Origin of the sequence: Oceanobacillus halophilus (genome assembly GCF_003628505.1) — a bacterium.
In the GTDB taxonomy this organism is placed as follows: Bacteria; Bacillota; Bacilli; order Bacillales; family Amphibacillaceae; genus Oceanobacillus; species Oceanobacillus halophilus.
The window spans coordinates 1-12,511 of sequence record NZ_RBZP01000015.1; the positions used below are offsets into that span (position 1 = coordinate 1).

14 protein-coding genes and 1 other annotated feature are annotated in these 12,511 nt (G+C 37.3%); of the genes, 11 read left to right on the forward strand and 3 right to left on the reverse strand.

The window, feature by feature from the left end; genetic code table 11:
• Window positions 1–248 precede the first annotated feature (248 nt).
• The 7 genes from D8M06_RS14680 (at window position 249) to paiA (ending at window position 5,902) form a co-directional block, all read left to right on the forward strand.
• Complete coding sequence (locus D8M06_RS14680) at window positions 249–872, forward strand: glycerol-3-phosphate acyltransferase (protein ID WP_121205236.1); 624 nt, start codon at window positions 249–251, stop codon at window positions 870–872.
• Between the two features lie 15 nt (window positions 873–887).
• Window positions 888–1,373, forward strand: coding sequence for a DUF456 domain-containing protein (locus D8M06_RS14685; protein ID WP_121205238.1), 486 nt, complete (start codon window positions 888–890; stop codon window positions 1,371–1,373).
• A 21-nt stretch (window positions 1,374–1,394) separates the two neighbouring features.
• Window positions 1,395–2,228: a bifunctional hydroxymethylpyrimidine kinase/phosphomethylpyrimidine kinase gene (thiD, locus tag D8M06_RS14690; protein WP_121205240.1), complete on the forward strand. Its 834-nt coding sequence runs from the start codon at window positions 1,395–1,397 to the stop codon at window positions 2,226–2,228.
• A 16-nt stretch (window positions 2,229–2,244) separates the two neighbouring features.
• The gene (locus tag D8M06_RS14695; RefSeq protein WP_121205242.1) at window positions 2,245–2,796 is read left to right on the forward strand and encodes a cysteine hydrolase family protein; all 552 of its coding nucleotides are present in this window, start codon (window positions 2,245–2,247) and stop codon (window positions 2,794–2,796) included.
• A 15-nt stretch (window positions 2,797–2,811) separates the two neighbouring features.
• Window positions 2,812–3,357 (forward strand): GNAT family N-acetyltransferase, encoded by a 546-nt coding sequence (locus D8M06_RS14700; RefSeq protein WP_121205244.1) that lies wholly within the window; start codon window positions 2,812–2,814, stop codon window positions 3,355–3,357.
• A 178-nt stretch (window positions 3,358–3,535) separates the two neighbouring features.
• Window positions 3,536–3,770, forward strand: a binding site (T-box leader).
• A 57-nt stretch (window positions 3,771–3,827) separates the two neighbouring features.
• On the forward strand, window positions 3,828–5,267 hold the full coding sequence (gene proS / locus D8M06_RS14705) for a proline--tRNA ligase (RefSeq protein WP_121205382.1): 1,440 nt from the start codon (window positions 3,828–3,830) through the stop codon (window positions 5,265–5,267).
• A 116-nt stretch (window positions 5,268–5,383) separates the two neighbouring features.
• The gene (paiA, locus tag D8M06_RS14710) at window positions 5,384–5,902 is read left to right on the forward strand and encodes a spermidine/spermine N(1)-acetyltransferase (protein WP_121205384.1); all 519 of its coding nucleotides are present in this window, start codon (window positions 5,384–5,386) and stop codon (window positions 5,900–5,902) included.
• An 84-nt stretch (window positions 5,903–5,986) separates the two neighbouring features.
• On the opposite strand, the gene D8M06_RS14715 is transcribed toward paiA, so the two are convergent.
• The 3 genes from D8M06_RS14715 to D8M06_RS14725 all read right to left on the reverse strand — a co-directional run bounded on the left by D8M06_RS14715 (window position 5,987) and on the right by D8M06_RS14725 (window position 8,814).
• Window positions 5,987–6,922 carry an FAD:protein FMN transferase gene (locus tag D8M06_RS14715; RefSeq protein WP_121205246.1) on the reverse strand — a complete coding sequence of 312 codons (936 nt, stop codon included), beginning with the start codon at window positions 6,920–6,922 and terminating at the stop codon, window positions 5,987–5,989.
• A 73-nt stretch (window positions 6,923–6,995) separates the two neighbouring features.
• The gene (locus tag D8M06_RS14720; RefSeq protein WP_121205248.1) at window positions 6,996–8,186 is read right to left on the reverse strand and encodes an NAD(P)H-dependent oxidoreductase; all 1,191 of its coding nucleotides are present in this window, start codon (window positions 8,184–8,186) and stop codon (window positions 6,996–6,998) included.
• 19 nt (window positions 8,187–8,205) lie between these two features.
• Entirely contained in the window at window positions 8,206–8,814 is a 609-nt protein-coding gene (locus D8M06_RS14725) for an NADPH-dependent FMN reductase (RefSeq protein WP_121205250.1), read from the reverse strand.
• A 271-nt stretch (window positions 8,815–9,085) separates the two neighbouring features.
• Here D8M06_RS14725 and D8M06_RS14730 point away from each other — a divergent pair, with 271 nt between their 5' ends.
• From D8M06_RS14730 to D8M06_RS14745, 4 genes are read left to right on the forward strand one after another with little or no spacing between them, the layout of a single operon-like run.
• Complete coding sequence (locus D8M06_RS14730) at window positions 9,086–10,255, forward strand: M20 family metallopeptidase (RefSeq protein ID WP_121205253.1); 1,170 nt, start codon at window positions 9,086–9,088, stop codon at window positions 10,253–10,255.
• A gap of 15 nt (window positions 10,256–10,270) precedes the next feature.
• Window positions 10,271–11,098: an ABC transporter substrate-binding protein gene (locus tag D8M06_RS14735; RefSeq protein WP_241558963.1), complete on the forward strand. Its 828-nt coding sequence runs from the start codon at window positions 10,271–10,273 to the stop codon at window positions 11,096–11,098.
• Window positions 11,099–11,130: 32 nt separating this feature from the next.
• The gene (locus D8M06_RS14740) at window positions 11,131–11,790 is read left to right on the forward strand and encodes an amino acid ABC transporter permease (protein ID WP_121205255.1); all 660 of its coding nucleotides are present in this window, start codon (window positions 11,131–11,133) and stop codon (window positions 11,788–11,790) included.
• The gene (locus D8M06_RS14745; protein WP_121205257.1) at window positions 11,783–12,505 is read left to right on the forward strand and encodes an amino acid ABC transporter ATP-binding protein; all 723 of its coding nucleotides are present in this window, start codon (window positions 11,783–11,785) and stop codon (window positions 12,503–12,505) included. Before D8M06_RS14740 ends, D8M06_RS14745 begins: the two co-directional genes overlap by 8 nt.
• Window positions 12,506–12,511 lie beyond the last annotated feature (6 nt).

A 12,511-nucleotide genomic window follows, 5' to 3' on the forward strand; every position in this document is an offset into this window, starting at 1 on the left:
CTGTGAACGCCTATAAAAAGGTTGTGAGCGCCTATAAAAAGCTGTGAGCGCCTATAAAAAGCTGTGAGCGCCTATAAAAAGCTGTGAGCGCCTATAAAAGAGCGTGAACGCCTATAAAAGATAGGAAGCGCCTATAAACGGAGAAAAGCGCCGACAAAATCAAGGATAACGCCTATAATAAGCGCTAATAAAATAGTAAAATGATACAGTCAGCTAGTAATCAGTAATGAACAAGGGGGAGAATGAGGATGTATTTTCTCATTGTTAGCTTGGTTGGGTATTTGTTTGGTTGTCTGCATGGTTCACAGCTAGTTGGTAAACTAAAGAAGATAGACATTAAAAATTCTGGGGTTAAAAATGCCGGTGCTTCCAATACAACTATACTGTTAGGCTGGAAATATGGTGTTTTTGTTGCAATTATTGATATTTTCAAAGCTACATTGGCTATCCTGCTAGTATTATATATACTGAACGAAAATGGAATTACTGGTGACTTGCAGACACTGCTTATTTATATCACTCTACTCTTTGTGATAATCGGTCATAATTATCCAATAACGATGAAATTTAGCGGCGGTAAAGGAACAGCATCTTTAGTTGGGGCTCTATTAGCTATAGATTGGAAAGTGGCCGTCATTGGAATTGGGATTTTGCTACTATTCACCATTGCAACGGACTACCTGGTTATTGGTGTTTTATTCATGTACGTTTCCTTTTTAATAACGACAGCTGTATTTTTTGGAGTAGAGCCAGCGATCGTCGTATTATTTCTATCTGTATTAAGTTTTATGAAACATTTGGAAAACTATAAACGTATTATGAAAAAGCAAGAAACAAGACTTTCGAGTATGTATAAAAAGAAGATTTCTTAATAGGAGGATACTTTCGTGCTGGATTTTATCATTTGGATTGTGATTATCGCCTTATTTGTATTAAGTTTTGTCGGAATACTTTACCCGATTATTCCTTCTGTTCTTGTTTTATGGGTGGGGTTTTTACTTTATCAGTTCATCATAAATGCGAATGAATTGACGGCATCGTTTTGGATTGTCATGGTCATTTTCACGATTTTCCTTTTTGTTGCAGATATATTGGCGAACAGTTATTTTGTGAAAAAATATGGAGGAAGTAAGTGGGGGGAACGAGGGGCAGCGATAGCAGTTATTGTTGGTTCGTTTATTGTACCGCCATTTGGAATTATTATTGTTCCTTTTATCACGGTCTTTCTCGTTGAATTGATTCAAAAACGTACACCTCAAGAATCTGCACGTGCATCTGTTGGGTCGCTGCTTGGATTTTTAGGAGGATCTGCAGCAAAGGTTCTTGTTCAATTAGTGATGATTTTCTGGTTTTTTGTTGTCATTATTTTTTAGCAAGTAAGAAAGGAGTATATTATGAAACATCCATCACGCGTAATGAGTATTGCAGGATCTGCAGCAGGTGGTAGTGCTGGTATTCAGGCTGATTTGAAGACGTTTCAGGAATTAGATGTTTATGGCATGAGTATCATTACTGCTATTGTTGGCAGACATCCTGAAACAAATAAAAATGTACATGCTGTGAGTATTGAAGCAATTGAAGCGCAGTTTGCAACAGCAATAAAACAGGTTGGGGTTGACGGGCTAAAAACGGGAATGCTTTTCTCAAAAGAAGTTATTGAGACTGTTGCCGGCTTATTGAAACGTTCAGGAGTAGAAAGAATAGTTGTTGATCCTGTTATGATAGGAAAAATGAATTCTAAATTATTGGAAGATGATGCGATAGAAGCATTAAAAACAAAACTTATTCCGTTAGCCACGATTATCACACCAAATGTTCCAGAGGCCTCTGTTTTATTAGAGGATAGACCTTTACATACTATAGAAGATTTACAGAAGGCGGCAGTAGATTTGCATCAACTTGGAGCTCCAAATGTTCTAGTAAAAGGTGGTCGCCTAAAAGGTCCAGCCATTGATGTACTATATGATGGAGAAACCATCACAACCTACGAGGCACCGCGAATAGACACGGTTCATACTAGTGGAGCGGGATGCTCTTATTCTGCAGCAATTGCTGCCAATTTAACGAAAGGATTACCGGTGAAAGAAGCAGTCAGACGTGCAAAAAGTTATGTAACAACAGCTATTGAACATGGTTTTTCTTATACCGAAATCGTAGGACCGACCTATCATGCAGCTGAGAGAAAATACGGGGAAGCCTATAAGATTAAGATTGACACACTACAATAATGGGGGAGTTTTGCAAATGAGTAAGCGTGCATTGATTAATGTTGATTATACGTATGATTTTGTTGCAACAGATGGGGCTTTAACATGTGGGGAGCCAGGGCAAGCGATTGAAGAAAAAGTAGTCGGTTTAACACAGGAATTCATCCATGCTGAAGATTATGTTGTATTTGCTATAGATGCTCATAAGGAAGGGGATGAATTTCACCCAGAATCGAAATTATTCCCTCCGCACAATATCATTGGTACTTCAGGCAGAGATTTATATGGTAGATTAGCCGATGTTTACGCAGAAAATGTAGGAAAAGACAATGTCTATTATTTTGATAAAACACGGTATAGCGCATTTGCTGGAACTGATTTAGAAATAAAATTACGTGAAAGAGGAATTGAGGAAGTCCATATTATTGGCGTGTGCACGGATATCTGTGTTTTGCATACCGCAGTAGATGCGTATAATAAAGGGTTTCAAATCGTCATTCATAAAGATGCAGTGGCGAGCTTTAATAAGCAAGGGCACGAATGGGCATTGGGGCATTTTAGAGATTCATTAGGAGCAATGGTCAGGTGAAAGAGGAGGTTGCTAATGAAGGAAATCTTCAAAAGTACAAGTTTTAAGAAGTATAGAGTACGACTTGCTGACGCAAAAGATTCCGATGCAATCATAGATTTGCTAGCAAATACAGCAAAGTGGCTGCAATCAAAAGGAATTTCGCAATGGGAGCATCTACTTACTGGTGAGGAAAACGAAGAAATAATTCGCGATATTTCAAATGGTGTTACTTATATAGTAGAAGAGAAGGACAAAATAGCAGCAACCTTTAATTTCTCATCCAAGCAAAATGATTGGGACGTGGAAATGTGGGGTAAACTAGATGACAAAGCTTATTATATCCATCGACTAGCTATCAATCGAGAATATCAAAATCAAAATCTTGGGAGAAAACTTCTACATTGGATAGATGAGAATATTCGACTTACAGATAGATGTATTCGCTTGGATTGTGTTGCAGATAATCCAATATTGAATCATCTATATCAGGAGACAGGATTTACTTTTAAAAAGTATGTAGAAATGGACGGGGATAGATTTTCGGCCTATGAAAAGTGCTTTAAAAAGGTTGATAAATGAGGGGGAAGTTCTTATCAGGAAAGAACGCTAATGACTTTATGGTTGGGCACTCATAAACGCTCATAATGTAAGAGTTGAGCGCCCATAACCCAGGCCAAACGCCTATAACACTAGAAGAACCGCCCATAAATCTTGACTTTATAAAGCAGTCCATATATATTAGTTTATATTGACCATATACGAAACGTTGAAGAGGATTAGTATAACATGATGTCTTTATCAGAGAGGAAATGGTTGGTGAGAATTTCCGGGAGATACTTGTTAGAACCTGCCTCCAGAGTTCGCCATTGGAAAGGCTTTTTAGCTGTAAGATGTGCGCGGTTCCTTACCGTTACAAAGTAGAGAGTGCAAACTGAAGGATTACTCCTTTATTTTGCAAACAAGGGTGGTAACGCCAAACCTCGGTCCCTTTTCGGATGGAGGATTTTTTTGTGTTAAAAATGAAAATTAAATATAAAGAGGTGTCTATTTTGGGTAAGAAAAATAAACAGTTTGTCGAAAAAATTACTGCTATGGAAGATGATTTCGCACAGTGGTATACCGATGTCGTAAAACAAGCAGAACTAGTGGACTATGGCTTAGTACGCGGAACGATGATTATTAAACCATATGGGTATGCCATTTGGGAAAACATTAAGGAAGAATTAGATAAAAAGATAAAAGCGACAGGACACTCCAATGTGGCTTTTCCAGTTTTTATTCCTGAAAGCTTACTGCAAAAAGAAAAAGATCATGTAGAAGGATTTGCTCCTGAGGTTGCTTGGATTACACATGGTGGGGAGGAAAAGCTTCAAGAACGATTGGCATTCCGCCCAACATCAGAAGTGCTTTTCTGTGATTATTATTCTAAAAATATCCATTCCTATCGTGATCTTCCTAAGCTTTATAACCAATGGGCGAATGTGGTACGTTGGGAAAAAACAACACGTCCATTCTTGCGTTCCTCTGAATTCCATTGGCAAGAAGGGCATACAGCACATGCAACGGATGAAGATGCATCACAAGAAACTGACCGAATGCTGGGTGTATATGCAGATTTAGTAGAGGATTATTTAGCGATTCCTGTACTTAGAGGAAGAAAAACAGACAAAGAGAAATTCGCTGGTGCAAAATATACCTTAACAATCGAAAGTCTCATGCATGATGGAAAAGCATTGCAGTCTGGTACATCCCATCACTTTGGTTCTGGTTTTGCCGAAGCTTTTGATATCACTTATCTGGATGAAAATGGTGAAAGTCAGTTTGTACATCAAACATCCTGGGGACTATCCACTCGTATTATGGGTGCGTTAATCATGGTTCACGGAGATAACCGCGGATTGGTTGTTCCGCCACGAATTGCTCCAACACAAGCGATGATTGTCCCTATTGCCCAGCACAAAGAAGGTGTACTGGATAAAGCTTATGCCTTAAGAGATCAATTAAAAGATCTTGTACGTGTAGATATTGATGCAAGTGATAAAATGCCTGGTTGGAAGTTTAATGAATATGAAATGAAAGGTATCCCAGTGCGAATTGAAATGGGTCCTAAGGATATCGAAAAAGAACAAGTGGTATTAGTTCGCCGTGACACTGGTGAAAAAGAGTTCGTTGCGCTTAGCGACTTGGAAGAACGCCTTCCTAAGCTATTAGAAGAAGTTCAGGAAAACTTATACAATAAAGCATTAGAACATCGTAATGAAATGACCTCTGAAGCAACTAACATGGAGGACTTCAAACAAACCCTTGATTCAAAAGGTGGATTTATTAAGGCGATGTGGTGTGGAGATACCGCATGTGAAGAGAAAATTAAGGAAGACACAACGGCAACATCCCGCTGTATTCCATTTGAACAAGAAAAAGTTACTGATACCTGTGTATGCTGTGGAAAAGAAGCAAAAGAAATGGTTTACTGGGCAAAAGCATATTAAGATCAAACAAGCGTCAGTCAGTAATGGCGCTTGTTTTTTGGCATTTAGGAAATTAATTTAGAATAAAGGGGAACCAAGAGAGGTTATTAATGAATGTAAAGGGGCGAGATATTAAAATGGTTGTGCAAATAGAAAAGTGTAAAAGGGAAGATTTGCAGATTCTCCAAAAAATAAGTATAGAAACATTTAATGATACATTTAAAGACCAGAATTCACTTGAAAATATGAAAGCCTATCTGGACAAAGCATTTCATTCAAAACAGTTGGAAAAGGAATTATTGAATACTGCTTCGCAATTCTTTTTTGTCTATGTAAATAATGAAATTTCTGGTTATTTAAAGGTAAATACGAATGAGGCTCAAACGGAAGAAATAGGTGATGATTCGCTTGAAGTGGAGAGAATTTACATAAGAAAGAACTTCCAAAAACAAGGACTAGGCAAATATTTGTTAAATAAAGCAATTGAAATTGCAATGGAAGGTAATAAAAAGAAAATTTGGCTAGGAGTATGGGAAAAAAATGAAAATGCTATATCTTTTTACAAAGAAATGGGATTTGTTCATACTGGCTCCCACTCATTTTATATGGGTGATGAAGAACAAACGGACTTTATTATGACAAAAACTCTTAGATAAAAAAATCGTAGGTGTAAACGATTAGGTTGCTTTGTTGAATCATAGAGAAGGAGGATACAGGAATTATAGGTATCCTCCTGGAAATTACGAAACAGCTTCCGTCAAATAGCTTTTAAGAGATTCTGTGTAAAGAAGTTCACTATTCTTAGTAATGATAATTCCATCAATATCTTTTAATTGATTTAACGTATCTATGATTTGGTGTGGAGTCTGTCCGAATAATCGCCCAGTCCATATTTCTCCATCGACTGATTTCTCTGAAACAATGGTTAAGCCAGCGACTTCTGTTTTTATTGGATAGCCAGTATTAGGGTCCAATATATGATGGTAGGTTTGATTATTCATCGTAAACGTTCTTTCGTAAATTCCAGAGGTAACAACGGATTGATTAAGAGCTTTCAAAATGGCGATGTAATTTCCTCGTGGAAGGAAAGGGTGCTGTATTCCTATTCGCCAGTAACCATCCTTTCGATTGGGGGAAATTCCGTATGTCATGACATTTCCACCTAAATTAATTAAAGCGGATGAAACATTCAGTGATTCTAAATCATGGATTAGAAGGTCCGCAATATATCCTTTTGCTAACGCGCCTAAATCAATAAACATCCCGTTGTGTTTTAGAAAAACTGTTTGATTCTGGTCGTCAAGGATAATGTTACGAACTTGCGTTTTGCTTAGAAGAGTTTGTATCATCCTTTGTGATGGAACCTTAGCATCTTCAAGTCCAATACGCCAAGCATTAACGAGAGGGCCAATTGCAATATTTAAGGAACTGTTGGGAGCAGAGCTATGTATCTTTCCAATTTTAATTAATTCGTACAAACTTGGATTTACTTTCACTGGTTTCAATCCTGCATTATTGTTTACTTCCATTAATTCTGAAGCAGAATCATGGGCGCTAAAACGCTTCTCATAACGTTTTAAACGGTCGATTATTTCATCCAAAATTACATTTGCATGGTTATGCTGTATGGATAATTGGATAATTGTCCCCATTCTATGTATTTCACGGCTTTCCATTTCTGTTATAATCCCCCTTTCGTAGTTTAGGCAAAACTATTAGGTAAAAAGAGGCCATAAAGACCTCTTTTAATTAATTATCTTTAACAGTCGCCCCTGAAACGGTATCTACTTTAGAAGTTGCTCCGGATACTGCGTCTACTTCGCCCCCTGTTAATTGTTGTCCTGTCTGTTCTAAATACCAATCAATAATTGGTTTAATATCTTTCACATATTCATTGATACCGACATAATTGCCATCTTCATCACGGACTGCTTGGTAACTATGAACAACAAACTTGTCTGGTCCATGTGTTGGTACATGGGTTCTGACCACATCTTCTTTCCCATTTCGTAATTGTTGAATAACCCAAGCTACACTGCTAAAGGCTCTTTCTGGATGGCAATTAGCTAATGGATTTCCTACCTGTTCGGGTCTGCGAGCTGCTAACATATCTTCGTCTTCATACTTATAGTTATAGTACAAGAATTGATTGTTGCTATCCGCAAAAGTTAATTCTGCTGGCATAGATTTTAAGAAGTAATTTAACTGATTAACCGTTAATACTCCTCGATCTAATTTCACATACGTATCGCCTTCAACCGCTTTCGTTTTGTCAGATGCTTGTTCTACCCAGTCATCGGCTAACATATCAATATCTTCAATCGTTGTTTCGATTTTTCCAGTAGCATGTAAATCCTCTGTACTTGATAAATCTTTCATACCCTCAGGAGAGTCCATCACGTTGACTACATTAATAAAGCGAATAAATTTCTTCAGGCAGGTTTCTAAAAATTGGATGGTTTCTTTATCTTTCAGGTTATCATTCTCATCAAATGCTCGATGCACTTCTCCTAACAGAAACTCATTTCCTGGCATGACTACTGCATTTACACCAGGGGCATCTAATACTTGCCGCAAATGTAATTGGGAACGGGAAGACCCTTGTACATCATAAGAAGCTCCCACAATCATGATTGGTTTTCCATCGAGAGGATGTATTTTAAATGATAGCCATTCTAAAACGCTCTGTAATGCAGATGGGATTGTATGGTTATATTCGGGTGTGGCAATGATGACTCCATCTGCTCCCATAATTTTTCTATTTAACCGCTGAATTGGTTCACTGTTTGTTTGATCATTTGATTGATTAAACAAAGGAATATCTTGTATATCCAAAACTTCTACATCCACTATTTGATTAAAATGCTTAGCTATAAATTTTAACAATAGACGATTATATGAAAAATCTGCATTTGATCCAACTATTCCTACGATTTTCATCTAAATACCTCCTATTTGTTTAATTGTCTTCCCATGAGAAGCTTTTTGTTTGTTTCTTAGGAGAATGATTCGTTTTGACTAATTGATTCGTAATATCAACAAATTGTACAAAGTCATCGAAGATTTGTTCAAGTTCTTCTATTTTATTTTGATGCTTTAGATTACCCTCTTCATCAAAGGCCTGTAAGGAAAATCCTAATAAAAACTCGGAACTGGGCATAATTCGTGCTTTCAATTCAGGTGCATCAAGCATTTGTCGTAAATGCGTTTGGGAGCGGGAAGAACCTAATCTTCCATAAGAAGCACCAGTTATCATTACTGGTTTATCAATTAATGGCTGATTGGTATAAGATAACCATTCTAATGTACTTTTTAAAGCTGCTGGTACAGAATGATTGTATTCTGGAGTACTTATAATTACTCCGTCTGCTTCTGTAATTTTATCCGATAGTTGTTGCACTTTATCAGGCGCTTTTCTGTCTTCCGGTTTATTAAAAGCAGGCAAATCCTTTATTTCACAAAGTTGGATGTTTGCCTTATCTGCAAAATGCTTTTGAATAAATTGCAACAACATGCGATTTGTAGAGTTGTCTGAGTTTGTCCCTACAATACCAATAAAATTATTCATTTTATTGCTCCTTTCTCCAAGTATGTATATAGCAATTGCTACACTAATAGTTTATCCTTCCTCACCGATCATGAAACATACATCTGTACCCCAAATCAAATGACTTAAAATAGATTCAATTATTCCGGACAAAGTAGAAAAGGCAATATCAAATAAATAATGAAAGTTTAAAAAAACTATTGCACAATCTGTCGCATCATGGTATAAATATACATATTAACTTATAAATATGCATAAAAACTTATAAATATACAAATTAGTGGAGGCCATCATGAAGGGACAATTGGAAAAGGAAATAAAAAATATTCAAGAAAAACTTTGGAAAATTAATAATCAATTGTATGAAAACCCTGAATTAGGTGATCAAGAATTTGAGTCTATGAAACGATTAACAGGATTTCTTAAAGAACATGGATTTCAGGTGGAGACAGGAACGGTTCATCGACCAACAGCTTTTAAAGCAGTGTATAAAAGTGACAAATCTGGACCAACCATTGCCTATCTTGCTGAATATGATGCATTGCCAGGTGTTGGCCATGGATGTGGTCATAATTTAATAGGAACAATGAGTGTTGGAGCAGGTATTGCACTTAGCAAAGTGGTTCAGGAAGTTGGCGGAACGGTTGTTGTACTGGGAACCCCAGCTGAAGAGACAAATGGAGCGAAAGTACCAATGAGTGCAGAAGATATATTTGATGACATTGATGTTGCTATGATTCTGCATCCGAGTGATCAGTCCTATGAAAGCGGCGATTCTCTTGCTATGGATGCCATTCAATTTGCTTACAAAGGAAAAACTGCTCATGCTGCAGCTTCTCCTGAACAAGGTATTAATGCATTGGATAGTGTTATTCAATTGTTTAATGGAATAAATGCATTGAGGCAGCATGTTACGTCAGATGTTCGAATCCACGGAGTTATTTCAGAAGGTGGACATGCCGCTAATGTGGTCCCAGATTATGCAGTTGCTCAATTTTACGTTCGCGCGAAAGATAGACAATACTTAAATGAAGTAGTTGGGAAAGTAGAGAGTATAGCAAAGGGTGCAGCAGCTATGACTGGTGCAACATTAGAAATATCAAACTATGAATTAAGCTATGACAATATGATTACCAACCAAACCTTATCGAATGCTTTTACCAAAAATTTGAAAGAGACGAGCAGACATCCAATAATCCCAGCCAAAAAAGATAATGGTTCGATTGATATGGGAAATGTCAGTCATGTCGTACCAGCGATTCACCCGTATATTGGATTGAATCAACCAGGTTTAATACACCATACAAAGGAATTTGCAGATAAGACTGTTTCGCAGGATGGACTTGAAACATTAACAAGTGGTGCACTTGCTTTAGCGCACACTGGCTTGGATATTATTTCAGATCAAAGTCTATTAAAAATGATAAAAGAAGAATTTGAGCAAAATAATAAAACAAAATAGAAGGGGAAGAGAAAAATGAAATTATCACTTAAATTATTCTTTATGGCATTATTAATTGGACTGCTTGCAGCGTGTGGAGCAGGTGAGACGGAAGATGCATCAGGTAATGCAGATGGTGCAGAGGATACCACGCAGGAAACAGAAGAAGCTGCAGAAACAGACAGTGAAGAAAAACAAGTGTTGAAAATGGCTACTTCCGCTGACTTTCCACCATTTGAATCCTTTGATAAGGAAGGCAACTTTGAAGGTTTCGATATTGATATAGCCCAAGCAATTGCAGATGAATTAGGCTATGAATTAGAAATGGAAGATATGAACTTTGATGGATTAATTGGCGCTCTTCAAAGTGGACGAGTAGACATGGTTATGGCAGGAATGAGTGCGACAGACGAACGGAAAGAAAACGTAGATTTTTCCGTTGAATATCATCGTTCAGGTGAAATGTTTGTAACGAAAAAGGATGCTGAGATTACAAGTTTAGAAGATTTAGAAGGAAAAGTTGTTGGTGTACAATTAGGTACCATTCAAGAAGAAGGTGCTGATGAGCTTAGTGGAGAATATGGTTTTGAAGTGAAAAAGGTTGATAAAGCAGCACTTTTAGTACAAGAGCTTAACTCGAATCGTATTGATGTCGGTTATATGGATAAAACGGTTGCGGAAGGTTTTATTGAAGAACAGGATTTAGCTGGTTTTGATGATCCAACAACCGTCTCCCCAGGAATGGCTATTGCTTTTCCTAAGGGAAGTGAGCTTATCGATGAAATTAATGAAGCTTTAGAAACGTTAATTGATAATGGAACCATAACAGAGTTAGAAGAAAAATGGGAACTAACGGAAGAATAAACAGCAAAGAACTAGAAATGAGGTGTTAGGGCATGAATTTGGACTTTAGCCAAATCGTGCCTTATATTCCTTTTATGTTAGAAGGAATATGGGCTACATTAGAATTTGTTATTGTGTCAATTTTAATAGGATTAGTGCTAGGAACGTTACTAGCATTATGCAAAATCACTAAAGCTCCTTTGTTAAAGGGACTAGCTGACGTATACACATCCATCTTTCGCGGAACTCCTCTAATTCTGCAATTGATGATTATCTATTTTGCAGTACCGCAGCTTACGGGCTATGATATTCCAGCATTTTTATCAGCAATTTTAGCATTTGGTCTGAATTCAGCTGCATATGTTTCTGAAATTATTCGTGCAGGAATTATGGCGGTAGACAAAGGACAAACCGAGGCTGCAGAGGCATTAGGCGTTCCTTATAGACCAATGATGTTCAATATCATCTTGCCGCAAGCGATTAAAAATATCTTACCCGCATTAATGAATGAGTTCATTACATTAACGAAGGAGTCTGCCATTGTCTCGACGATTGGTTACTTAGACTTGATGCGACGGGCGCAAATCGTTGGGGCAGATATCTATCGTAACTTCGAACCTTTATTAGTAGCTGGTGCTATTTATTGGATCATGATTTTCGTATTGACTAAAGTCGGGCAAGCAGTGGAACGGAGGATGAGACAGAGTGATTAAGGCGAAAGACATCACTAAAGTATTTGGTAAAAATACCGTATTAAAGAATATTTCAACAACAATTAATCAGGGTGAGGTTGTCACAGTCATCGGACCCTCTGGATCAGGTAAATCCACCTTTTTAAGATGTTTAAATCTATTGGAAGAACCAACATCTGGTGAGATTTTTATTCAAGATAGGAAAATAAATGATAAAAAGGCAAACAAATTAGAAATCAGAAAAAATATTGGAATGGTATTTCAGCACTTTCATTTATTTCCTCATATGACGGTACTGGAAAATGTCATATATGCACCACAAAAGGTGAAGAATCAAAGCAAAACAGAAGCTGAAAAAATAGCAAAAGACCTGCTTGCAAAAGTGGGGTTAACCGATAAAGAGGATGCTTATCCCAATCGTTTATCCGGTGGGCAAAAGCAGCGTGTGGCTATTGCTCGAGCTTTAGCGATGGAACCAGAAATCATGCTTTTTGATGAACCGACATCCGCTCTTGACCCAGAAATGGTTAAAGAAGTACTGGATGTTATGAAAGATTTAGTGAATACCGGAATGACGATGGTAATTGTGACGCATGAAATGAACTTTGCGAAAGAGGTTGCTGATAAGGTGCTATTTTTAGATGATGGAGTTCTGTTAGAAGAGGCAGATCCAAAGCAATTTTTTGAAAAGCCGCAAACAGACCGAGCTAGAGACTTTTTAGATAAAGTCCTATAAAAAAAG